At 31.2% G+C, this 24,728-nt stretch carries 25 protein-coding genes and 1 other annotated feature; of the genes, 2 read left to right on the top strand and 23 right to left on the bottom strand.

Annotated elements, in window-relative coordinates; genetic code table 11:
* Positions 1-14 precede the first annotated feature (14 nt).
* From bsdtw1_RS06570 to bsdtw1_RS06480, 19 genes are all read right to left on the bottom strand, one after another.
* Positions 15-1,682: a ribonuclease J gene (locus bsdtw1_RS06570; RefSeq protein WP_183276800.1), complete on the bottom strand. Its 1,668-nt coding sequence runs from the start codon at positions 1,680-1,682 to the stop codon at positions 15-17.
* 43 nt (positions 1,683-1,725) lie between these two features.
* Positions 1,726-2,184 (bottom strand): Fur family transcriptional regulator, encoded by a 459-nt coding sequence (locus tag bsdtw1_RS06565; protein ID WP_183276799.1) that lies wholly within the window; start codon positions 2,182-2,184, stop codon positions 1,726-1,728.
* A 17-nt stretch (positions 2,185-2,201) separates the two neighbouring features.
* Positions 2,202-2,462 carry a DUF1292 domain-containing protein gene (locus bsdtw1_RS06560; RefSeq protein ID WP_183276798.1) on the bottom strand — a complete coding sequence of 87 codons (261 nt, stop codon included), beginning with the start codon at positions 2,460-2,462 and terminating at the stop codon, positions 2,202-2,204.
* A gap of 53 nt (positions 2,463-2,515) precedes the next feature.
* Positions 2,516-2,932 carry a Holliday junction resolvase RuvX gene (gene ruvX, locus bsdtw1_RS06555; protein ID WP_183276797.1) on the bottom strand — a complete coding sequence of 139 codons (417 nt, stop codon included), beginning with the start codon at positions 2,930-2,932 and terminating at the stop codon, positions 2,516-2,518.
* 313 nt (positions 2,933-3,245) lie between these two features.
* Positions 3,246-3,503 (bottom strand): IreB family regulatory phosphoprotein, encoded by a 258-nt coding sequence (locus tag bsdtw1_RS06550; RefSeq protein WP_183276796.1) that lies wholly within the window; start codon positions 3,501-3,503, stop codon positions 3,246-3,248.
* Between the two features lie 152 nt (positions 3,504-3,655).
* Positions 3,656-6,295, bottom strand: coding sequence for an alanine--tRNA ligase (alaS, locus tag bsdtw1_RS06545; RefSeq protein ID WP_183276795.1), 2,640 nt, complete (start codon positions 6,293-6,295; stop codon positions 3,656-3,658).
* Positions 6,296-6,545: 250 nt separating this feature from the next.
* Positions 6,546-6,720, bottom strand: a binding site (T-box leader).
* Positions 6,721-6,921: 201 nt separating this feature from the next.
* Positions 6,922-7,947: an AI-2E family transporter gene (locus bsdtw1_RS06540; RefSeq protein WP_183276794.1), complete on the bottom strand. Its 1,026-nt coding sequence runs from the start codon at positions 7,945-7,947 to the stop codon at positions 6,922-6,924.
* Positions 7,934-8,431 (bottom strand): PRC-barrel domain-containing protein, encoded by a 498-nt coding sequence (locus bsdtw1_RS06535; protein WP_183276793.1) that lies wholly within the window; start codon positions 8,429-8,431, stop codon positions 7,934-7,936. Before bsdtw1_RS06535 ends, bsdtw1_RS06540 begins: the two co-directional genes overlap by 14 nt.
* Positions 8,432-8,564: 133 nt before the next feature.
* Positions 8,565-10,391, bottom strand: a complete 1,827-nt coding sequence (locus tag bsdtw1_RS06530; protein WP_183276792.1) for an ABC transporter ATP-binding protein — start codon at positions 10,389-10,391, stop codon at positions 8,565-8,567.
* Entirely contained in the window at positions 10,384-12,114 is a 1,731-nt protein-coding gene (locus bsdtw1_RS06525; protein ID WP_183276791.1) for an ABC transporter ATP-binding protein, read from the bottom strand. The genes bsdtw1_RS06530 and bsdtw1_RS06525 overlap by 8 nt, the downstream gene beginning before the upstream one ends.
* Positions 12,114-12,566 carry a MarR family winged helix-turn-helix transcriptional regulator gene (locus bsdtw1_RS06520; protein ID WP_244638116.1) on the bottom strand — a complete coding sequence of 151 codons (453 nt, stop codon included), beginning with the start codon at positions 12,564-12,566 and terminating at the stop codon, positions 12,114-12,116. Before bsdtw1_RS06520 ends, bsdtw1_RS06525 begins: the two co-directional genes overlap by 1 nt.
* Positions 12,567-13,022: 456 nt before the next feature.
* A complete protein-coding gene (locus bsdtw1_RS06515; RefSeq protein ID WP_183276790.1) occupies positions 13,023-13,307 on the bottom strand; it encodes a DUF3846 domain-containing protein in 285 nt (94 codons plus the stop codon).
* Between the two features lie 248 nt (positions 13,308-13,555).
* The gene (locus bsdtw1_RS06510) at positions 13,556-14,275 is read right to left on the bottom strand and encodes an SGNH/GDSL hydrolase family protein (protein WP_183276789.1); all 720 of its coding nucleotides are present in this window, start codon (positions 14,273-14,275) and stop codon (positions 13,556-13,558) included.
* A gap of 84 nt (positions 14,276-14,359) precedes the next feature.
* Positions 14,360-14,677 carry an Imm53 family immunity protein gene (locus bsdtw1_RS06505; RefSeq protein WP_183276788.1) on the bottom strand — a complete coding sequence of 106 codons (318 nt, stop codon included), beginning with the start codon at positions 14,675-14,677 and terminating at the stop codon, positions 14,360-14,362.
* Between the two features lie 205 nt (positions 14,678-14,882).
* Complete coding sequence (locus bsdtw1_RS06500) at positions 14,883-15,848, bottom strand: acetylxylan esterase (protein WP_183276787.1); 966 nt, start codon at positions 15,846-15,848, stop codon at positions 14,883-14,885.
* 201 nt (positions 15,849-16,049) lie between these two features.
* The gene (locus tag bsdtw1_RS06495; protein WP_244638115.1) at positions 16,050-16,202 is read right to left on the bottom strand and encodes an anti sigma factor C-terminal domain-containing protein; all 153 of its coding nucleotides are present in this window, start codon (positions 16,200-16,202) and stop codon (positions 16,050-16,052) included.
* A complete protein-coding gene (locus tag bsdtw1_RS06490) occupies positions 16,171-16,689 on the bottom strand; it encodes a GNAT family N-acetyltransferase (protein ID WP_183276785.1) in 519 nt (172 codons plus the stop codon). Before bsdtw1_RS06490 ends, bsdtw1_RS06495 begins: the two co-directional genes overlap by 32 nt.
* A gap of 286 nt (positions 16,690-16,975) precedes the next feature.
* Positions 16,976-17,884, bottom strand: a complete 909-nt coding sequence (locus bsdtw1_RS06485; RefSeq protein WP_183276784.1) for a helix-turn-helix domain-containing protein — start codon at positions 17,882-17,884, stop codon at positions 16,976-16,978.
* An 80-nt stretch (positions 17,885-17,964) separates the two neighbouring features.
* Positions 17,965-19,077 (bottom strand): DUF4932 domain-containing protein, encoded by a 1,113-nt coding sequence (locus bsdtw1_RS06480; protein WP_183276783.1) that lies wholly within the window; start codon positions 19,075-19,077, stop codon positions 17,965-17,967.
* Positions 19,078-19,408: 331 nt separating this feature from the next.
* On the opposite strand from bsdtw1_RS06480, the gene bsdtw1_RS06475 reads away from it, so the two are divergent.
* The gene (locus tag bsdtw1_RS06475; protein ID WP_183276782.1) at positions 19,409-20,221 is read left to right on the top strand and encodes a tetratricopeptide repeat protein; all 813 of its coding nucleotides are present in this window, start codon (positions 19,409-19,411) and stop codon (positions 20,219-20,221) included.
* 51 nt (positions 20,222-20,272) lie between these two features.
* Complete coding sequence (locus bsdtw1_RS06470) at positions 20,273-20,716, top strand: hypothetical protein (RefSeq protein WP_183276781.1); 444 nt, start codon at positions 20,273-20,275, stop codon at positions 20,714-20,716.
* Between the two features lie 53 nt (positions 20,717-20,769).
* Here the strand turns inward: bsdtw1_RS06470 and bsdtw1_RS06465 are convergent, their stop codons facing one another.
* From bsdtw1_RS06465 to bsdtw1_RS06450, 4 genes are all read right to left on the bottom strand, one after another.
* Positions 20,770-21,057, bottom strand: coding sequence for a putative quinol monooxygenase (locus bsdtw1_RS06465; RefSeq protein WP_183276780.1), 288 nt, complete (start codon positions 21,055-21,057; stop codon positions 20,770-20,772).
* Positions 21,058-21,308: 251 nt separating this feature from the next.
* A complete protein-coding gene (locus tag bsdtw1_RS06460) occupies positions 21,309-22,505 on the bottom strand; it encodes an ABC transporter permease (RefSeq protein WP_183276779.1) in 1,197 nt (398 codons plus the stop codon).
* Positions 22,502-23,215: an ABC transporter ATP-binding protein gene (locus bsdtw1_RS06455; protein ID WP_280514126.1), complete on the bottom strand. Its 714-nt coding sequence runs from the start codon at positions 23,213-23,215 to the stop codon at positions 22,502-22,504. The genes bsdtw1_RS06460 and bsdtw1_RS06455 overlap by 4 nt, the downstream gene beginning before the upstream one ends.
* 25 nt (positions 23,216-23,240) lie before the next feature.
* On the bottom strand, positions 23,241-24,653 hold the full coding sequence (locus tag bsdtw1_RS06450) for an efflux RND transporter periplasmic adaptor subunit (RefSeq protein ID WP_183276778.1): 1,413 nt from the start codon (positions 24,651-24,653) through the stop codon (positions 23,241-23,243).
* Between the last annotated feature and the right edge of the window lie 75 nt (positions 24,654-24,728).

Below are 24,728 nucleotides of genomic sequence, written 5' to 3'. Positions count from 1 at the left end.
TACTTCCCCCAGTATTATATTTCCATTATTATTGGTAATATCATAGGTTTTCTCTTAGTTTTCTCATATAAGAAAACTCTTAATTCATTTTTCATGTTTGACTTCATTGTAGCCCAATCAGAAACTTTATTCTCTTCACATTGTCTAAGTACCGATTTAACAATTTCCTTAGCCTGATCCATTAAGTCTTCTGATTCTCTTACATAAACGAAACCTCTTGATATTATATCAGGTCCTGCAATTACATTGCCACTTTCTCTTTCGATAGTAACAACCACGGTAAGTATACCATCTTGAGATAAATGTTTTCTATCTCTAAGTACTATATTACCTACATCGCCTACACCTAATCCATCAACAAAAACGTTTCCTGAAATTACTGTTCCATTTTTTCTTAGGTTATCTCTAGTAATTTCAATAACATCTCCATTTTCAGGTATCAAGAAATTCTTAGGTGGTAATCCGAGCTTAACAGCAAGTTCACCGTGCTGCTTTAGATGTCTATATTCTCCGTGAACAGGTATAAAGTATCTAGGCTTTGTTAATGTATGCATAAGTTTTAGTTCTTCTTGACATGCATGACCAGAAACGTGAACACCTGCAACAGATTCATATATTACCTCAGCACCTTTTTTAAATAGTTGATTTACTATTCTCGACACAAATTTTTCGTTTCCAGGTATAGGAGTAGCTGATATTACAACCAAATCTCCTTCTACTATATTAATCTTTTTGTGTTCAGATGAAGCCATTCTAGCTAAAGCTGACATTGGCTCTCCCTGACTTCCGGTAGTTATTATTACAAGTTTATCATTTGGATACTTATTTATATTATCTAGAGTTATTAAAACCTCTTTATCGATTTGTAAATATCCAAGCTCAATAGCAACTTGAACAATGTTTTCCATGCTTCTTCCCGAAACTGCTACTTTTCTCTCATTCTCTTGAGCTGCAGTTATTATTTGTTGAATTCTATGGATATTAGACGCAAAAGTTGCAACTAATATTCTTCCTTTTGCCTTTGCAAACATTTTTAAGAAGTTATCTCCTACAATGCTCTCAGACATAGTATATCCAGGTCTTTCAACATTGGTACTATCAGCCATCAGCGCAAGTACACCTTTCTTACCAAGTTCTGCGAATCTAGCTAAATCAATTACTTCTCCATCGATTGGTGTATAGTCGATCTTAAAGTCACCAGTATGCAATATGACTCCCATTGGAGTATGAATTGCTATAGCTACCGAATCCGCTATACTGTGATTTGTCTTAATAAATTCAACTGAAACCGAATCAAGTTTGATAACGTCCTTTGGCTTTACTACAATACGTTCTGTAGTACTTAGAAGACCGTGTTCCTTTAATTTGCTTTCAACTATACCTAATGTTAACTTTGTTCCGTATATAGGTATGTTAAGTTGCTTAAGCACATAAGGCAACGCACCGATGTGGTCTTCATGTCCGTGTGTTAGGAATATACCCTTAACTTTGTCTTTATTCTTTAGTAAATACGTTATGTCTGGAATTACGATATCTATTCCGAACATATCTTCTTCTGGAAATTTTAATCCGCTGTCTATGACGATTATATCATCTTTAAACTCAATGGCAGTCATGTTTTTTCCAATTTCATTTGTGCCACCTAAAGGAATGATTTTCGCCTTTAGTTTTTCACGCTTCATATGTCCCCTCCTTTAGATTTATTTAATTTTTTATTATAAAGCTTTATATGTCTTTACCAACACATTCGCTGCATAAGCCATAAAATTTCACGCTGTGATCCATTATCTTGAAGTCGCATTTTTTTTCAATTAGTTCTTCTAAATCATCAAGTAAATCCGCTTCAACTTCAATTACCTTACCACAGTTATTGCAAACTAAATGATGGTGTCTATGATGCTCATCATCATGAGCCATTTCGTACCTTGCACTTCCATCATTTAAATCAAGTCTATATATTATCCCCATCTCTTCTAAAAGTAAAATAGTTCTATATACAGTCGCTAATCCTATCTCAGGGCAACCTACTTTCACTTCATCATAAATTTCTTCAGCTGTAAGGTGCTTGCCTTTATTTAATAGAATAGTATCTACAATTGCTCTTCTTTGCGGAGTCAATTTGTAGCCTTTCTTTTTCAAATCTTCTTTCAATTGATTATAGTCTTTTGATGATACCTGTGACATGCTAAAACCTCTCTTTATTAATTTAAGTCATCAGCAAAAAGAGTTTCATATGCTTCTGCAACCATTGCAAATTCTTCCTCATCTTCTACTGTTATCAAAGCATCATTTCCCTCTTCATCTGTAACGATTTTTAACGCAATCGCATCATCTTCTGATCCATCTACTGGAACTACGATTACGTATTCATTGTCTTCAATATCAAGTTTTGTAATAACCTCAAATTCAGTTTCAATTCCATCTTCATCTAGCAATACTATTGTATCAATATTATTTTCCATTAAAAAACACTCCTTTTATATTGTATTTTAATTTTATTGATAATGAAAGTCAATTATTGCTTTGCCAATCTATCCAGATAACCTTGAAGTATAAATGTGGCTGCAATCTTATCAACTATCTTTTTTCTTTTATTTCTTGATAAATCCGCTTCTAGCATTGCACGATGAGCCGCAACAGTAGTAAGTCTCTCATCCCAAAATTCAATTTTAGGGTTGAATAATTCAACAAGTCGTTTTCCAAAGTCTTGAGCCATTTCACCTGAAGGACCAATTGTTCCATTCATATTTTTAGGAAGTCCTATAACAATGAGCTCTGCATTGTACTCATCAAAGATTTTCTTCACTTCTTCGAGATCATATCTGAAGTTTTTTCTTCTAATCGTTGTGATTCCTTGAGCAGTAAATCCTAAGGGATCTGATACTGCCACCCCAATAGTTTTTTGTCCAAAATCTAATCCTATTATACGCATCGTTTTCTCCTATAGGGTCTATTAGCAATACTTATTTATACGTTTTACTTAAATATATGAATCAAATTACTACCCATATATTGTGTAAATAAAATTCATCTTATTAAAGAAGATACATTAATTATTTATGGTTTTATATGTTACAGGTATTTTAATATAATTTTAAAAAGTATCCTTAATTAAATATTAATTTTCCCTATAAGTTAAATAATAACCTTCTTAATGAAAAAAAATTCAATTATACCCAAAGTAAAAGCAAAAAATAAATTTTATTATATTTTATAACATTAAAGGGTACCCAAATGGGCACCCTCTATTTTATCTCTAGATAAGATTTTATTACCTCTTCAAGAATTTCATCTCTTTCAAGTTTTCTTACCAAAGCCCTTGCACCATTATAATTTGTGATGTAAGTAGGGTCTCCTGAAATTAAATAACCTACAAGTTGATTTACAGGGTTGTAACCTTTTTCCTTTAAAGAATTATAAACCTCATTCAAGATAGCCTTTGTCAAGTCTTTTTTATTCTTTGTAAAGTCAAATTGCATTGTATGATCTAAATTATTTGCCATAAGTTCGCTGCTTAAAGTGGCAGCTTCACCCCCTTACTGGTTCACATGAAAAAATTATTTAAATATCATATAAATTAGTATTAACCTACTAACAATTGTTTATTCTGTTTTATGTTTAATATAATTATAAATGATATTTATGGAAATGTACACTATTTTACCAATAATTCTACTAACTCATTTACTTTCGCTAATGCCTCGTTTAGCTTTTCTGGATTCTTACCTCCAGCTTGAGCCATATCTGGTCTTCCGCCACCGCCGCCGCCAGCGATTGTTGCTACTTCTTTTATAATCTTACCACAATGTATTCCTTTTTCTATAGCATCTCTAGTTGCCATAGCTACTAGGTTTACTTTTCCGTCAGCAGCACTTCCTAAAACCACTACTCCATTACCAACTTTATTTCTTATTTTATCAGCTAAATCTCTTAACGCATTTCCATCAAGGCCTTCAACAGTTGAAGCCACAACTTTTACACCTTTAATTTCTTTAGCACTAGCTAGAATATCATTTTCAGAACCTTGAACCATTTTAAGCTTAAGCTCTTGTATTTCTTTTTCCTTTTCTTTTAAATCAACAGTTTGTGAATGTAATTTTCTTAAAATATCTTTTTCATTACATTTTAGTGTTGAAGTAACTTCTCTTATGATTTCACTTTTACTTTCAAAGTGTTTTATTGCATTAAAGCCAGTTAACGCTTCTATTCTTCTTATTCCTGCTGCAACACCAGTTTCAGAAACTACTTTAAATAATCCAATTTGTCCTGAATTACTTACGTGAGTACCTCCACAAAGTTCTTTTGAGAAATCACCTATAGATACTACTCTAACTTCATCACTATATTTATCATCAAATAGAGCCATAGCTCCACTGTTTTTTGCTTGATCTATAGTCATCACATCTGTACAAACAGAGTATGCTTCCATTATTTTTTCATTTACCATAGTTTCAACTTTATATAACTCTTCAGCTGATAATGCTGAGAAATGAGTAAAGTCAAATCTAAGTCTTTCGCTGTCTACATATGATCCAGATTGGTTTACATGTTCACCAAGTACTTCTCTTAACGCTTCATGAAGCATATGAGTAGCTGTATGGTTTTTGCATATACTGTTTCTTCTGTTATTATCAACTTCAAGACTTACAGTATCGTTAACCTTAACAGTACCAAAAGTAACTTTTATAACATGATAAATCTTTCCACCAGGATTCTTCTTACAATCTAAAACTTCTGCTTTAAATCCTTCTCCTGTTATTATTCCAGTATCTCCTACCTGGCCACCCATTTCAGCATAGAATGGTGTGTTATCAACAACTAAGAAACCTTCTTCACCTTCTGATAACTCTTCTCTAAATTCTGTAGAATCTGAAAGTAATAGTACTGTTCCTTGATGTTTTATTGTTCCATAACCATCGAAGTTTGTGCTTAGAGTTGCTTCTATTTTATTTACAGGAATCTCATCACTGCCCATGTAGCTTGTAGTTCCTCTTGCAGCTCTTGCTCTCTCTCTTTGTTCCTTCATTTCCCTGTTAAAGCCTTCAAGATCTACCTTCATGCCCTTTTCTTCAAGTATTTCTTCAGTTAACTCTAATGGAAATCCATAAGTATCATATAATTTGAATACTTTTTCTCCTGAAAGGACTTCTCCTTTAGCAGCTTCAAGTTCATTTATATATCCTTTAAGTATATCCATACCACTGTCTATAGTTTCATTAAATCTTTCTTCTTCTAATAGAACTACTTTCTTTATATACTGAGCTTTCTCTAAAAGTTCAGGATAACCACTTGAATAATTTTCAACAACTGAATCAACTATTTTAGTTAAGAACAGCTCTTTGATTCCTAGTAACCTTCCATGTCTAGCAGCTCTTCTTAGAAGTCTTCTTAACACATAACCTCTTCCTTCATTTGAAGGTTGAACTCCATCACATATCAGCATAGTTACACCTTTTACGTGATCAGTTATTATTCTTAAAGAAACATCTTTATTGTCATCTGATTTATATTCTACATTTGCTATTTTGCTTACAGTTCCTAATATATTTTTAACGGTATCAATCTCAAAAATATTATCTACACCTTGCATAATAGTAGTAATTCTCTCAAGCCCCATACCTGTATCTATATTAGGCTTAGCTAATCTGTTATAATTTCCCTCTTCATCTTTATCAAATTGTGTGAAAACTAGATTCCAGAATTCTACTACTCTATCTTCATCTGCTGCCTTTACAAATTCTTCTACAGAAGTAATCTTCCCATCACCTCTGTCAAAGTGGATTTCTGTACATGGTCCACATGGTCCAACTCCTATTTCCCAGAAGTTATCGTCTTTACCTAGTCTAAATATTCTACTTGGATCTACATCCGTTTTAGAAGTCCATATATCGAAAGCTTCATCATCTTCTAGATATATAGTCACATATAATTTATCTTTAGGTATAGAAAGAGTTTCAGTTATAAATTCCCATGCCCATGGAATTATCTCGTTCTTAAAATAATCTCCAAATGAAAAGTTTCCAAGCATTTCAAAGAAAGTACCATGTCTTGAAGTCTTTCCTACATTTTCTATATCGCCAGTTCTTATACACTTTTGACAAGTAGCAACTCTCTTTCTTGGTGGTTCTTCAACTCCAGTAAAATATGGTTTTAAAGGCGCCATACCAGCATTTATTAAAAGTAAGCTCTTATCATTCTTTGGTACTAACGAGAATGATGGCATTACTAGATGATCTTTACTTTCAAAAAACTTTAGATATGCATCTCTTAATTCGTTTGCTCCCATGTATTTCATATTATTTCCTCCATTCTTATATATACAAATATTTTAAGATATTAATAAAAAGTCGCTGAAGCGATTTTCTTCAGTGGTTTTTTTTGCGCATCTGCCTTTCCGAATACATATGAGGAAAATCTGGCAGGCGATAGATTTCTCTTTTTATTCTTTTGTTTTTATAAATCATTTTTCCCTTATAATAAAATATAGTTTTCCAAAGATTTATATATTATAATTTCCAAAGAATAAAAAAAAAGCCCTCATCCCAGCAAGGGACGAAAGCTATACTTCCGCGGTACCACCCTAATTATGTACTTAATAAATACATCTCTTAAGAAAAGTGCTCTAAGATAGCTTTCAATAACTATGCTAAGAAGTTTTCACCAACCACTTCTTCTCTTTGTAGTCATAATTTATCTACTTATTCTTGTCATCACACCGTTATTAACTTTATAGGCAAATTATATGATAATGTTTTATCTCTGTCAATATTTACTTAAAAATATGCTCAATTTGTGGTTTATATTGTAATAATGTTGATTATTCAGGAGTATGCATATCTTTATCAATGTCTATTTACAGATAAACTACTTCATATTAGAATCTATCCAAATAAAGATTCGTAAAACCATCGAAATCTATATCTAATACATATGATAATCAATATCTTCATAAATAACTTTGATTATAACTCCTATAGGTATTGCTAAAATCATTCCAAAAAATCCACCAATTTTTTCGCCTATAAGTAAAAGTATTATTATTAATAGTGGATGCATCTTTATACTTGAAGCTGTTATTTGAGGGGAAATCAAGTTTCCTTCAACCTGTTGTATTATAAAAAGCAATATGGTAGCATATATAGCTTTGGTTGGTGACTGAATTAAAGCTACTAAAATAGCAGGTATCGCACCTATCAATGGTCCAAAGTACGGTATTATGTTTACCACTGCATTAAAAATTGATAACAGAATAGGAAACTGTATTTTCAAGCATATTAGCACAAAAAAAGTAAGTACTCCAATTATAATACATAATACAAACTGACTAAATATATATCTACCTAAAGCCTTGTCGATATCACTTATTATTCTTTTAATAATAGATCTTTTTTTCATTGGAACTAATAGTAAAAGCTTATTTTCGATCACATTGCCTTCAGCCAAAAAATAGTAACTTACAACAGGAACAACTGCAAGCGAAAGCAAATTTTCACTAAAATCTACTAGGCTATCAAAAGCCTTCTCAGAAAAATTGCTTAATGCTACATTTAATCTTTCGTTAATTTGCACACTTAGAGTATCAAAAATTCCATATTGATTCATATGTACTTTCGAATTAACCCAGTTTACTAACCTCTCAACAGAATTCATTATAGTCTCTATATTTGCACCTTCCTTAAAAAGTGAAGGAATTACACCTACTATTGTAATCACAACAAAGCTGAATACAGCTAAAATAATTAAGCCTGCACCAAGCTTCTTATTTATCTTGGTCTTTTCCATGCTATACATTAAAAGAGGTTTTAATGTATAGGAAACAATGAAGGAAAAAATGATAATAAAGATAACTTCCCTTATAATCCTTAATTTAATATATAGAACCACAACTATTAGGATCACTGCCGCTAATATCAAATTAATTATAATTTTTTTACTAGGTTTCTTCATAGCAATCTCCTTTTGTAAAGCTATGTGGCATTGATTTTAATAGCACATTATAGCTTCCATAATACAAAATAAACTTTTCTCCTAGTATGATTTGACTTAGCAGCACTATATTCTTCCCTTTTATTAGTTTGTTTATAAAACCAGAGGATATTATTAGTCCCTTAATGGTATAATCTGATGGATCAATAACTATATCCTCAACTACTCCTACTATCTCTCCACATTTGTCTACTACATCCATACTTTTTATCTTGCAAAAAGGGAGGCCTTGCGCCTTACTGAATTTATCAAATATCAAACTTTTATTTAGCGTTATTATATCTTGTATATCTATGAAGTTTTCTTTTTTTAGCCCCCTTCTATTTACTTCAAATCCTTTAAGTTTTCCATTGAAAAAGTCAATATATATTTCTTTTATTGAACCTAGTTTTTTACCTTGTATATTATATGCATTCATATATTCGAAGTCTTTAATTCTTTGCATATTCATCACCCTTAAATATTTAAGAGTAGTATTTACCAAAACAATCAAAATAATACCATAATTATGAAACTAATCGCATAAGTACCAACCGGCATCAAAAATTATATTTCCAAAATAGATTCTGTAGAAGATTCTATATACTCATCCCCGTATTAAACTGACTGTTGTAGAGATTATAATAAAAACCTCTATTATCTATAAGCTCTTCATGATGTCCACTTTCGATGATTTCTCCATCTTTTACAACAACTATCTTATCAGCATTTCTAATTGTACTTAATCTATGAGCAATAACAAAAGTTGTCTTTCCCTCCATAAGCTTTAACATGGCCTCCTGAATATGAACCTCAGTACGGGTATCTATAGATGATGTTGCTTCATCTAAAATAAGAATAGATGACTTAGCAAGTACTGCTCTTGCAATTGCAAGCAACTGTCTTTGTCCTTGAGATAAATTACTTCCGTTGTCTGATAAAACTGTATCATAACCTTCAGGTAATTGTTTTATGAACAAATCTGCGTTTGCAAGCTTTGCCGCATTCTCAACTTCACTATCTGTTGCAGTTATTCTTCCATATCTTATATTCTCCCTTACTGTATCTGAAAAAAGAAAAGTATCCTGAAGTACTATTGATATTGTTTTTCTAAGACTTTCTCTCCTTATATCTTCAATATTCATTTTATCTATAGCTATCTCACCACTGTCTATATCATAAAACTTGTTTAATAAATTAATAATAGTGGTTTTACCTGAACCTGTAGGTCCTACAATAGCTATTGTCTCCCCTTTCTTAGCTGTTATATTAATACCTCTTAGTATAGTTTTTTCCTTATTGTATGAGAAATGAACATCTTTTAAATCAACTTCACCTTCAATAGACTCTATTCGCTTAGCATCCTTTAAGTCTATTTCCGGCTTTTCATCTAACACTTCAAATATCCTCTCAGCTCCTGCTAATGCAGATTGAATACTATTGAATATGTTTAAAATTTCATTGATAGGCCTTGTAAAATTCCTCATATATAGGATGAACGTTAGCACAATACCCACAGTAATATAAGCCCCATGAAGCATAAGATATCCACCACTTACTGCCACAACTAAATATGTTAAATTATTTACAAAATTATTTACTGGCCCCATAATCCCAGATAGTCCCTGAGCAAATATAGCACTTTTAGTAAGTCTTTTATTTATTTTAGAAAACTCCTCTTTTACATGCTCTTCTTTAGAAAAAAGTAAAATTGCTTTCTGGCCCGAAACCATCTCTTCAATATATCCATTTAAATTACCTAATTCCTTTTGCTGAGTTATAAAAAAGGGCTGTGTTTTACCTACTACTAGTTTTGTCATAACAAACATTAACGGAGTGGTCAAAAGTCCAATCAAGGTCAGTATTGGACTTAAGACAATCATAGCTATTAGCATCCCTAATATATTAATCACACCGGAAAACAACTGAGTTATATTTTGAGAAAGAGTAGTATTTATGTTGTCCACATCGTTGGTGAGTCTACTCATCAAATCTCCGCTAGAATGAGAATCAAAATACTTTAAAGGTAAGTTCTGCATTGTTTTAAATAAATCTTTTCGTATATCAGCCGAAGTCTTTTGAGCTATGTTTACCATAATTCGATTTTGAACATATGTTGAAGCTATACCAACAATATAGATAAAAGCTAGAATTATACAAATCTTTAAAAGTCCTTGCATATCACCTTTTTCTATAAAATTATCTACCGTATATCCATTAAGCCTTGTTCCAGTAATAGTTATCAAAGTAGTTATAATACAAAGTATAAAAACAACCACCATAATTTTTTTCTTATCACTTAAGTATGATAAAATTCTTTTTACAGTACCTAGTGGATCTCTTAGTTTTTCAGACTTTTTATTAAACCTATTCATGTGACCTGGTCCCCCTGGTCTAGCTACTGATAATTCTTTATGACTAGACATTTGATACTACCTCCTCTCCAAGCTGTGAAATAGCAATACTTCTATATATCTCACTGATATTTAAAAGTTCTTTATGAGTTCCCATTGCTGATATTTCTCCATTATCAATAACAAGAATCTTATCTGAATCCATTACTGCCGAAATTCTTTGAGCTATGATTAACACAGTACTTTTTTCCATTCTTCTATTTAATGCTTTTTGTAGCTTTGCTTCAGTTGACATATCTAAGGCACTAGATGAATCATCCATTATTAAAATATTAGGATTTTTTATCAATGTTCTTGCTATAGAAAGTCTTTGTTTCTGTCCACCGGATAAATTTTTGCCTCTTTGCTCTACTACACTTTTATACCCGTTCTCCTTAGCAGTAATAAACTCACTTGCTTGTGCATCCTTAGAAGCACTCTCCATCATACTAAAATCACACTCTGCAGTACCAAACCTTAAATTATCTTCAATAGTTCCTGAAAAAAGTATACTTTCTTGAAGCACAACACCAATCTTTTCTCTTAAATCCTTCATTCTTAATTCTCTTACATTTACACCGCCAATTAAAACCTCCCCAGAAGTGGCATCATATAATCTTGGTATAAGGCTTATAAGAGAACTTTTACCTGCACCTGTGGCTCCTATTATACCTATCTTTTCTCCTTCTAAAACTTTAAAGCTGATATTTCTAAGAACATATTCACTATTATTACTGTATTTAAACCATACATTTTTAAATTCTATATCAAAGTTTTTTATTGCTTTAGAATTGGCTTTTTCCTTAATTGAAGAATCGGTTTCTAATACTTCATTTATTCTTTCCGCAGATGCCGTAGCTCTAGAAAAGCTTAAGACTCCCATTATTACCATCATGAGAGAGTTCATAATCTGAATAAGATAATTTATAAAAGCCATTATTTTTCCTATCTCAATCGATCTTTTAAAAACCATATTTCCGCCAAACCATAAAATGCAAATTATACTAACATTCATTACAAAGGTTACTATAGGCCATAATATAATATTCATGTTCTGAGCTTTAACACTCTTGTCCATTAAATCATCATTAACCTCATCAAATCTTTGGCACTGTTTTTCCTCCATATTAAAGGCTTTAATTACACGAACTCCTAATATGTTTTCACGCATTACTACATTTATCTTATCAATCCTTTGTTGGACTGCTAAAAATAGTGGAAAAGACTTTTTCACAATAACTATAACTGAGACCAACAAAACTGGCACAGCCCCTAAAAATATAAATGATAATTTTACGCTAAGGGCTACCGACATCACGATACCACCAATACACATAAGTGGCGCACGAACCATCATCCTTAAGGCCATTAGCATCATGTTTTGAATCTGAGTAACATCATTAGTTAGTCTTGTAATAAGAGAAGAAGTCTTAAATTTATCGATTTCTAGAAAAGATAAGTTTTGTATTTTGTCAAAAAGCCCTTGTCTAACCTTCTCCCCCATACTCATAGCTGCCATTGATGCAAAAATTGAACACGCACTGCCACCAACCAGCCCAATTAAAGCCACTAGTAACATCTTTGCTCCAACGTTAAAAACATAAGAAAGATTACCGTTAGCTACACCAATATCTATAATGTCTGCCATTAGTTTAGGTTGTGTAAGATCCATAGTTACTTCTAATAGCATTGCAATTGGCGCTATTACTGCCCATAAAATTGCTTTGCCTTCTAAAAACTTCAAAAGCTTTCTCATTATTTCTTATCTCCTTTTAGCAAATTATCATGTAATTGAATTAGTATCCTTTCCGCATCTAATATATCTTGTGTTGAAAAACCTGAAACACATATTTTATCTAGATTTTCAAACACGTTTCTTACTTCCTTTTGCTTTACTCTACCTTCTTCAGTTAAAAAAACATTTAATATTCTTTTATCATTAGCATTCTGCTTCCTATGAATAAGCCCAGCCTTCTCCATATTAGTCAAAAGGCTAGTTACAGTTGCAGGCTCAATATTGCAGCTACTTGCAATCTCTCTTTGAATACAGCCATCATTAAGATAAAGATAATCCAATATCTTTGGTTGCCCTTCAGTTAATCCAATACTTTGAAAAGCTTCATGAGCTTTTTTTCTATGAATCTTAGATAATTTAATAATCAATTTATGTAATTTCACAGCCTCTAAGTCTCTTACTAATCTATTCACCTGTATTCCTCCAAACAAAAATATAATAGTTAGACCTCTAATAGTTAGATATCTAACTATTATATTTTATCATATTTATGAGTTTATGAAACTATTACTATCATTCTAAAAATTTTTATTTTGATAAATTAGTCTTAAAATGTTTATCTTTAAATATGTATTCAACTTACTCTTTATCAATACTAAGTGCCAAATATGTACCACTTCAATCTAAAATTTTTAAAAAAACTCCACTGGGTATGAATGGAGAATTTGAAAATATAAATTTCATTGTGAAGTTGCACATCCATAACTCAACAAATTATTTCATAAATTAAAAGTTAATGGACTACTAATATTCATTTTTTGAATTTTGAAAATATTTTCCTTATACTAATACTTTCTCCCTATATTCTCTTGATATTAACTCATTTATTTCAATTCACAGCAAAACCTCATGCAAGTAAATCAATCTCATTAAATCGTATCTTTTAAAATTGTATTGATGATATAATCAATTTGTTCATCATACAATGATACTATTTTACCGTATTGAATACCAACCAAAATAAAATCATTATTTATATTGAGTCTATTATTAGGTTCCAAATTAGAAATACTCTCTCTTTTACATATAGCAGCAAAAGAATCTTCATTGAAAAACATTTTCATGTACCCATCCATTAAGGTATTCAATATTTCTATTTGCTCCATTTCATAAATATATGGTTTTTTATTAACTTCGCATACAATAACCTTCATTACTCTCCCCCTTTGGTATAAATATTTATTTGTACTATAGGGACAGTAGTCCATCAACAGTGCTGGCTTATTTTTTCTATTAAACCAACATATGTAATATTATCAAAAGTCATGTAAAATTAAAAAGTTAATATATTCCAAGTTTTTCTTTAGTAACTGTTAAAATTTTATATTTTTCTCCACAGTAAAAAATAGCTTAAATTACCCTTAAGTAATTTAAGCTGTTTTTGTACTTAAAGCAAATCTATTTAGTTTCCTTGAAGTATATAACCATATTTTTCTCTTACAAACTTTAAAATAGTCTGAGCTATTATGCTATGGCCTTCTTCATTTGGATGTATTCCATCAATACATAAAAACCTGCTATAATCCATATATTTAAGAAATTCAGATCTTACATCAATTATAGTAGTCATAGTCTTTTCTGCTACTTCTTTTATGGTATCATTATATAGACTATGCCATTTATAGATTCTATCTTCATTTCCAAGCCACTTTAATATGTTACATTCAAAATTTTTGTCTTCTCTAGTAATCCATTTAAAATACTTTTCAGAATCTAGTGGTGGTAATGTCATCAAGATTGGAGTTGCTCCTGAATTCTTTACTGTTTCAATCATATTCAATAATATATTCTTAAAAGTTGGTATATCTGTGTTAGGCTCATGTTCTACATTTGGATTTTCAGCTACGTCCTTCCAATTAAAGTCACAATCATTTCCACCAAATTCTATAAGAACTATATCCGGTGATTTTTTTATCACATCACTATATATTTTATTTATTCCCCTTTTTATTGTGTTTCCAAACCTACCAGCATTATAAACAGTACCATTTATACTGCTGCTAACTAGGTTTACAAAACAGTCTTTTATATTTGTATATCTTGACTTATCACAATCGTATACTACTCCTCTGGTTATAGAATCTCCATATACAACCACACTATAATTTTCTTTATATTCCATAAAACTCACCTCTTAAAATTAGAAATCTTATTATCCTACTATGGATGTGACACTTCTTAATAAACTTATATTTTCGGTTCAACTTTAATACTGTTGTGCAAGCTTTGATATTTGAGCTTCTCTATTATTAAGCCATTTATTGAATATTTCTAATATATCCTCTAAGTTCTCAGTTCCACCAAACCCTTTAAATATTTGATTTTCTTTAAAACATCGTACCCAGTTATTTGAACTTTTATGTATATCTACTGGATCAAAGATTTTACCTTCATAGTCTGTATTAAACAAATCTATAAATACATTCCAACTTCCATCTTCAGCAGTAACTATTTGAATTCCAGTTCCAAGTCCGCATTTCTTATTTTTTTTATATAAATCTTGAAGAATATCTATATTTAACATAAGGTTTCTCCTTTATTAAATAAACTTATTTTATATAAACATTGTATCATGTAATTTAAAATAGTCAATACGTAGTTTATAAAACTACTTAAAATTATATTTATATTTACTGCATTTATTTTCAAAACTTAATGATTATATAACGACCAAAAAGCATGCTAATTATCACTAACCAACATGCTTAAATTCAATATTTTCTATTTCTTTAGTTTTTTAAGTTATCTCTTAAAAATCTAAGTTTTATTTCGTTATGAAATTCTCTTCCACCTTCATGCCCATTAAAAGGGTATATCTCTATCTGTTTATCACTAGTTATTCTATTATAGGTAGCAAAGTATAATTTAGCTGGGCAAGTGGTATCCTTAAGCCCTACAGATGCCAAGACCTTGCACTTTATTTTATCAGCCATATTCATAGTATCAAAATAACTTAAGGTATCTAGGGCTTCATCTACCTTATCTGGATATAGCTTTAAATACTCAGTTACACTAGCAAAAGAACCAAAAGCATTTTCCACTCTTATTTCTATATTGCTATTGCTTGGCACATCAACCATTGCCATATATGGTCTTTCATCTAAAGCACATACTGCCATTCCTAGAGCCCCACCCTGGCTCCCTCCCTCTATAATTATTCTAGTACTATCAACATTTCTTTGTTCACAAGCAAAATCTATAGCTTTCAAGCAATCCATATAAACAGCTCTATAATAGTACTCACTTTTATTTAATATACCTTTACAGTTCAAATTGGTAGTATATCCGCTTGAGTACTTTGCAGAATTTCCTGTTAAACCACTTTGATCTCTACAATCAATAGATATGACAGCTACGCCCATTAGTATCCACTGAATGAAGTCTGCAGGTTTGCCTCTATTCCATGTAAATCCATGATAGTGTATAAGGCATGGATATTTTTTATCTTTATCCTTATCTATTCTTGGAATCATATACCATCCATGAATTCTAGTATCATCAAATCCATTATAAGATATTGAGTATACCTCTACATAAGGACTAGGATAATCGTATAACTCCATTTCTATGTTCATAGGCACTGACTTTGCAATACTAATTGTATCTTGCCAAAACTCATCAAAATCCGCTTTCTTAGTTAAAGGTGGCAAGTATTCAAATAATTCCTTCGAAGCTTTCTCTATATAACTTCCCATAAATCATCCTCCTGTTAAATCTAATATTCTATATATGACCCCTTCATACTTAAATTTATATTTTAATACACTATTAAAAATCTGCAGTGTTTTAAAAATAGTTTTAGACTTAAAGCTACCCATATTTAATGATACTCTCTAGAAATAATTTTAAAATACACCATTCTTCAGATTTTGGTATATTTTTTTAGATTTATGGAATTAGTATTTATCTGCTATTACTCCAAAAGTACTTGCTTTTATATGTGGATTATTGCTCAATGCTTTAAGTTGTTCTACTGCTCCAGTAACAACTATTCCTCCGGTTTTTATAATCTTGGAATCATACTTTTCTTGATAAAATTTTATATTCATATAACTCTTCATTTTCTTCTTCATCAATAACTATCCCGAGTAATAATCCATTATTCTTCTCTATAATTTTTTTTGATCCCAAATTATTTATATTACAAGTGACTATTGGCTCTTCTATTCCTATTTCTCTTGCCTTTTCAATGGCTTGTCTTAATATTTCTGAACCGTAACCTTTTTTTCTATAACAAGGGGATATATCATATCCTATATGTCCTGCTCCCTTTATTTCCTCATGTCTCAATCTAACTACCCCAACAACATTATTATTATCTACTAGCCAATAATTTGTAGTTCTAACCGAATCCTCAGGTACGCCTATACCTTCAGAAAGCTTATACAATCCTTCTAAATACTCGTGAAAATTTTCTATTGCGTGCTTATATTTTTCAAAATAGTAGTTGTCCTCTGTATTTTTATAAGAAATCGCATATTCTTGGAAGCTCTTTTCATAATCTTTGCTCGGTAGTACTAAACATACATCTTTCATATATGTCCTCCATTTTATAACTCTAATTTAAATTAAATACATATCCGTTTATTTTAATTATATCATGATCATAGCGACTTTTATGTAATTAAAGCTTAACATCAAATTGCTTTTTACAAAGATGAAACACTTCAATCTGAAATCTATTTTCAAAACTCCTCTGGGTTCTGAGAGGAGAATTTGAAAATACAAGTTTAATTATGAAGTGGTTCATCTATTTTGGACACTTATTAATCTTACTAAGACAAAAAGCCCTATATTCACAAAATATAGAGCTTCAAACTTATTATAGATTTAATTGTCTAACTGGACGTGCTTCTATATAACCCCTATAGCCCATTGGTGCAAGCTGAAATCTTGGTGTCTCTTCGTCAGCCCATTGAAAGCCATATACCTTAGGGTCATATTTTTTCATTGTATCCCACAGCTTACCTATTTCTTCACCAAAATTTTCATCATCATAAGGATTTCCTTGAAAAACCATCATTTTACATGGTTGTAGTTCTATCAAATCGAATCCTTCTGGTATTTCACCTGAATACGTAATTGGCACTTCAACTCCCTGGCAATATTCTGAAGTACTAACCTTCTGCAAACTCTTAGGTAGCCACATTCCAATAGGTTCATACAAAGCCTCTTTTATTCCACAAAGTACATCCCACACTTCACAACCTACTTCTTCACAATACTCAAAATAGTGAGTAGCTTTAATACCTCTCTTTAGTATTACCTTTCTCTCTGGACGGTCAACTACTTGAACAAAAACAGTATTTGCACTTTGATTTTCAGACATTATATTCACCCCTCTTTCAAATTTAAGGTAGTTCCCACGGATATTGTTTGGTATAAAGAACTTTATTAATGGTTGCTTATTGCAGTAATTACTTGGAGTAATTCCGAACTGTTTAGAAAAAGCTCTTGTAAACCCTTCATGAGAATCAAATACAAAATCAAATGCCACATCAGTAATTCTATTTTCTTTGTCTCTTAACTTTAATGCGGCCTTTGACAATCTAGCCACTCTGATATAATCAAAAGGCGACTTACCAATGATTTCTTTAAATATTCGAGCAGAATACCAAACTGAATATTGAGCTTCTTTTGCCAGCATATTTAATGTAATTGGTTCATTAATATGTTCTTCAATATAATTTACCATACGAGCAACAGCATTTTTCTTTTCCAAACTTTCCATGCTCTCACCTCCTGAAATAAGGATATCATGGAATTAGTCCCCCTTACTTGACCTGTATTGTCAATCTTTCATGCATAGCATTAGCCTTTTTGTTTCTCTGATAACTCCTTAAAAACTTCAATTAGTTTTGGGTAAAAGTCATCAAAAGTAGTATATTTATCTCTGTTATTTTCATATTCTTTTAGTTTCTCAGTAATTGCATTTATGTAAATGAAATTCTTAGAAGTGTCTAGGTTTATATAGTACTCACTTGCATTTTTTCCAAAGTAAAAATATAAATTTCTATATGCTACTGATCTTACGATATGCTCATTTACACAGTATTGCCATTGTCCATACTGCTGATTAGCCATTGCTTGTTTTATTGGAGTAAATAGATTATCATACCGATTTATTTCGTTTATATTCTTTTCAGTTAAAGGATTTACATAACTATGTCCAAATTCATGAACTATCATTTGAAAAAACTCTTCATCATTATTAGGTATTACCATAAAATCATACAAATCAAACTTTCCGTTTTGCGAAGGTACTCTTGCTGCATACCCACCTACTGATAGTGATTCAATTATAAAATTATAGCTGTTTTGCTTATATCCATAATACTTAATTATTTTATCTATACATCCAGACTTATCTAGCTTTTCTTTAACCTTTGAAACTAAGCCTGTATAATAAGCTTTATGCTGTATATAAAATTCATCAAATTTAGTTTTCTTTCTAAACTCAGCTAACAGTTTGTAGAATTTTATTATATTTTCTTCATTACCTGCGTCAGAATTATATTCATTAGGTATATCCAGACCTTGTATGCGATTTAGGTTGTCATCCACATACAACATAACACTTGGAGGTGTACTGAATGAAAATCCATTCATCATCATTTTTTTATACAGATTTACAACAGGTTCTTTATCATATTTAGAAAAATATACTTTGATATCTTCACTATAACTTTCATAGTCATAACTTAATTTTTCTCTTTTTATACTTTGATCCCCAGCTAGATACTGAACCACTTGAAGTAATTCTATCTTAGGCTCTACACTAACATTGCATGTCCCACTTTCCTTTATACTAGTTGCTACAACCCCACTAGATACAAAAGTGGTACTTTCCTTACCACTTTTACATCCTACCAAACTTACTAAAGCTAAACATAATATAGAAAAATATATTATTACTTTTTTCATACTTATTGCCCCTTTTATCCTTCATAATATTACTGTTAAACTCATCAATGCTTTTTGCAGTTTCTAATTTAACATTTTCCTTTTCTACTATTAATTATTTTGCATATGTATTTTTTCAACCCAACTAATGGAAATTATATCACAATAAGTAATTTCTCATAACTATTTCTACAAATATTTCTGGAACATTGAGGACTAAATACGTTAAATATATAAAGTGCTTATAAATACTAATCTAAGTAATACTTAACTATATATTATAATTGAAGGATATAACTCTATGTTTTATAATTAAGGTGGTAAATTACAACAACATAAGAGGGGGGAATTTATGAATCTGAAAGCATTTTTCAAAAAAATTATAATCTCTATACTAATTGGTTTAGGAATCGGCCTCATAATTGGAATAGTTTTTGCATTTGCAGCCGAAGAACATATTGATATACTTAAAACTATATCAATACTTTTTATAGTTCTTTTAACCATATCTAGAATAACTTATATAATTTTAAGTTTTAGGAAATCTTCAAAAGAGATGAGAAGGCTAATAAAATCATTAAATGAAGATTTTGATTTAGAAAGGTATATTAACGAGACTCAAGTTATAATTAATAAGACAAAAAACAAGTCAATTAAGCTATATTGGGCCCTAAACCTACCTCTAGGATATAGTTCTAATGGACAATATCAAAAAGCTATTGATTACATGCTAAACCTAAATGTGAAAGACGCCTCTTCAACAATTAAAGGATTATACTATAACAACCTTACTTTTTATTACTGCGAATTAGGAAATCTTAAAGCTGCACTTAAAACATTTTCTACTGGTGAACGTTTTATAAATAAAACTCTAAAAAACATTCATTACACTGCCTCATTGTTAAATACAAAAGGATTATTAGAATATTTAAAAGGAAACTTATCTGAAAGTGAAGAACTTTTTGAAAAATCGAAAGTACAAGCTATTGCAAACAATCATTTGATAGCATCCTCAAATCTATATTTAGCAAGAATCTATATTCAAACAAATAGATTAGCTGAAGCAAAACTCTTGTTAAACTACAATATTTCTCAAAAACTACTTCCTATTGTCCTTTCTGAAACTGAAAAAACACTAAAAGAACTGCAATCATTTAGCGATTAATGTTAAATCACTTTAAGTAAACAAAATGAGATAATTACTAAGGAGTGTTTTATGAAATCAAATAAGTTTACATCTAAATTCATTATATTAATATTTCTCTTTTCTATTTTAGCAGTCATACTATGGAATTCAGATTTAGCCCATAATACTGTAGCTAGAATTCAGTGGACTCAAAAAAAGAAAGAGTTTAAAAGTGATGAAATTTCGAAGGTCAGCTTTTATACTGGAGGTCTTAATGGAAGGGAGATAGAGTTTATCGGAAAAGATAAAGATAATTTTATGCTGACTTTGTCTAACTCTACTTTTTATAAAAGCAATTGGCAAGGGATGCTTGATGATAGTATTTCTATAGAAATAACGTACAGTAATAGCTCCAAACGTTATTTTGAATATTGTGGAGGTGACATCTTTCAACTTAGTTATAATGGGAGCATGTTTTCTATACGCAACAAAAATTTAGAAGAGATTTTATCAAAATATATTGAAACAACCTAAAATTATGAAAGCATAACTTTAGGTTGTTTCTTATTATATAGGATTCATTTCTATTAAATTACCTTACTATAGACATTCATCTCAGTTGGCTTTTCCATAAACCTTGCCATTTTAGGCACCAAAGTTTTGAAATGTTCTGATTCACTATGTTTCTTCAAAGCCTCTACACTTTCCCATTCTTCAAGCATTGTAAGTATTGTACTATCCTTCACGTCTTGATACATCCCATAACTTATGCAACCTTCTTCTTTTACTGTGGCTGCCACTAATTCTTTAGATAACTCTATTACTTCTTCAATCTTGTCTGAAAATACGTAGTGTTTTGCTACAACTTTTATCATTGTGCTTGCCTTCTTTCTTCAAATACAAATTTAAAATAATCCTATTATCAAATATACAATTTTCACTTACTATATAATAGTAACACAACTCTCATTTATTTCAAATATAAAAAGTGACTGTTACATACAGGATATTTATAAAATGTCATGAATAAAAGCCATGCATATAAAGAATTTTATTTTCTTTATCATGCATGGCTTTTGTTTTTATAAAGAGCTTCTATGCATTTTGCAACTTGCTCCTCATATTATTATTCAAATCTTAAAGCTTCAATTGGATTTAACTTAGATGCTTTACTTGCTGGGTAAATTCCGAATATTATACCTACTGCTAATGAAAAAACAAATGCAGCAATTACAATATTATTAGAAATCAACACTGTAGTTGAGAAGAATCTTTCCGCAACATAACCACCTAAATACCCTACAAGTACCCCTAGTATTCCACCGAATCCACTTACACTTGCTGCTTCGATAAGGAATTGTAGAAGTATTGTCCTTCTTTTAGCACCAATAGCTTTTCTAGTACCAATTTCTCTAGTTCTTTCAATTACTGATACAAGCATTATGTTCATGATACCAATACCACCAACTACAAGAGATATTGCTGCTATTCCAGCAAGCATTGTAGTTAAACTCTTATTTGTTGAGTTTGCAGTATCTAATATACTTGTTTGGTTCATAATTCTGTAGTAATTTCTTGTAGTATTACTGTTGCTTGTTGAGCTATTTAACTTATATTTTTTGTTTAAGAACAATTGCAAGTATGCCATAGCTGTGTCAACTTTTTCCTTACTTTCTGCTTCTATATAGAAAGTCTTTGGATTTGCACTCTTTAATAATCTTTCACCAGTTGTTAATGGAACTATTATTCTATCATCACTAGAACCAGCTGCAGAGGTTCCTTCAGATTGTAGCACTCCTACTATTGTAAACTCAATACCATTCACATACATAGTCTTACCAACAACATTTGTAGTACTGAAAAGAGTCTGAGCAGTTTCGCTTCCTATTACAAGAACATTATACCTATTATCAATATCTCTTTGTTCTATAAATCTACCTGCACTAACTGAAAGTTTTCTTATTTCAGCATAATTGGGAGTTGACCCTTCAAGTGAGGTTGTGCTTGAGACATCGCCATTCTTTACATTTACACTGCTTGAAATCTGAGGAGCAATCTCCTTTATTCCAGGTTTAGTCTTTAAATCAGCCAATTCGATTTCTGAAATTGTTGGCGTTCTATTACCTGTTATACTTACAGTTATAAGATTAGTTCCTAGTTTTTCTATTTGATCACTTACTTGCTTTTGGGTTCCTTGTCCCATTCCTACCAGTATAATAACTGAAGAGATACCTATTATTATCCCCAGCATTGTAAGAAAGGATCTAATCTTATTTTGCCAAACTGAAGTCAAAGCAATCTTTATAAGCTTTGTTAGTTTCATGCTCTCACCTCACTATCATTGAGCGTATCAGAGGTTATCATTCCATCCATAACTGTTATAATTCTCTTTGCATGTGCTGCGATTTCTTTATCATGGGTAATCATGACAATGGTATTACCTTCATTATTAAGATCAGTTAACATCTTAAGTACTTCTTTTCCAGTTTTGCTATCAAGAGCTCCAGTAGGTTCATCAGCAAGAATCATCTGTGGTTCTGTAACTAATGCTCTAGCAATTGCAACTCTTTGCATTTGTCCTCCAGAAAGCTCAGATGGCTTGTGTTTTAAATGACTTGTAAGACCAACCTTTTCAATGGCTTCTCTTACTTTTTCTTTTGTTTTTCCGTTTGGATATCCTAGATATAATAGTGGCAATTCAACATTTTCATATATATTTAACTTAGGAAGAAGATTATAATTTTGAAAAATAAAGCCGATTTTCTTGTTTCTTATTTCTGCCAGCTTATTATCATTGCATTTTGTATCCAATCCGTCTAAAATGTATTCTCCAGAGGTAGGTTGATCTAAACATCCTATTAAATTCATAAGAGTAGACTTTCCTGCACCAGATGGTCCTACTATAGCTACGTATTCTCCCTTTGAAATAGTTAAATTTACATTACTAAGAGCCTTGAAGGTATTACTGCCCATTTTATATACCTTTTCTATCCCGGTCATTTTTATTATCTCTTTATTTAAATTCTCTTCCATAAATTGAATACCTCACTTATTTATACTAGTTTCTACCACCACTACTACTGCCATTATTATTTCTTTGATATCCTTGTCCGCCTCCTGCGTTGCCACCGAAGCCTCCCATGTTGCCACCGAAGCCTCCAAAGCCTGAATTTTGACCACTTCTATTATTGTTTGTTGTAGTTGTTGTTTGTGGTAATTGAACTAGAACTTTTTCTCCTTCTGTAACTCCGTCAGTAATCTCAACATAGTTTTCTGTTTCCATTCCTGTTTTAACTGCTATTAATCTTCCACTGCTTGCAGTAGTTGACATACCTCTTGTTCCATTACTTCCATTTCCGTATCCTTGTGAATTTCTTTGACCATATCCACCATTTGAATTTTTTCCGTTAGTGGAATTACCATTACTATTAGAATTTTGAGTGTTAGTTCCTTGAGATTGTTGATTTGAATTGCTTGTACTATTGTTGCTGTTGCTTTGTCCACTAGTTGCAGTGCTAGTACTTTCAACTCTTACAAACTTTTGTCCGTTATTATCAACTAATGCTTCTGCAGGTATTACTAATGCATCTTGTTTGCTTTCAACTGATATAGTTACATTTCCATTCATTCCAAGCTTAATTCCTGTTGGGTCTTTTATTCCAACCACAACATCATAAGTAGTAACATTATTTGAAGTAGTTCCTACAGCTGCAACTGTTTCAACAGTTCCCTCAAATGACTTGTCCTTTATTGCATCGAACTTTACAGTAGCTGTTTGTCCAGCTTTTACCTTCTCGATATCAAGCTCATCTACTGATAACTTAATCTTAATTGAACTCATATCAACTATTGTTAATATACCACCGGATGAACTAGATGAACTAGAACTTGAAGCAGATCCTGAACTTGAGCCAGATCCAGAACCACCTGATTGACTACTATCACCGTTTGAAGCATTAACTGCTGTAACAATCCCTCCAATAGGAGCTTTTACTGTCATATTATTAAGGTTTGTATATGCATCGTTTAGTTGACTTTGAGCATCAGAAATATTTAGTTTATCCATTGCAACCTTATTATCATCAACTTTTGTAGCGCTTTCATCACTGGTTAAAGTAAGATTTTGCTTAGCTAGGTTATTCTGTGCAGTAGTTACTGCTTTTCTTAGTGTATCACTATCAGATACAAATAACTTTTGTCCTGCAGTTACAGTGTCTCCTACTTTGACGTTTAAATCCTTTATCGTTCCAGTATTATTTGCAGTCACTTGTTTTGTCACTGCTGCATAGGCAGTACCAGTACCTTGTACTGTAACATTAAGATTCATTTTTCTAGCGGAAACAGTATAATATTGCACAGCTGAAGCTACAGTTTTCTTTGCAAAGAAGGTGTTATATGCAAAATATCCTCCCACCCCTACAGCTATGACAATTATTCCTGCAACTATTCCTTTGATTACTTTACTTTTCATCTTAATCCTCCTATAAATATGATTAATGATTTCAATCCCTTAATTACACATTAAATTATTAGTTCCTTGACTCTT

It is taken from the genome of Clostridium fungisolvens (genome assembly GCF_014193895.1).
Lineage (GTDB): Bacteria > Bacillota > Clostridia > Clostridiales > Clostridiaceae > Clostridium_AR > Clostridium_AR fungisolvens.
The sequence above is the reverse complement of the archived record's forward strand: the minus strand, read 5'-3'. Positions and strand labels throughout refer to the sequence as shown.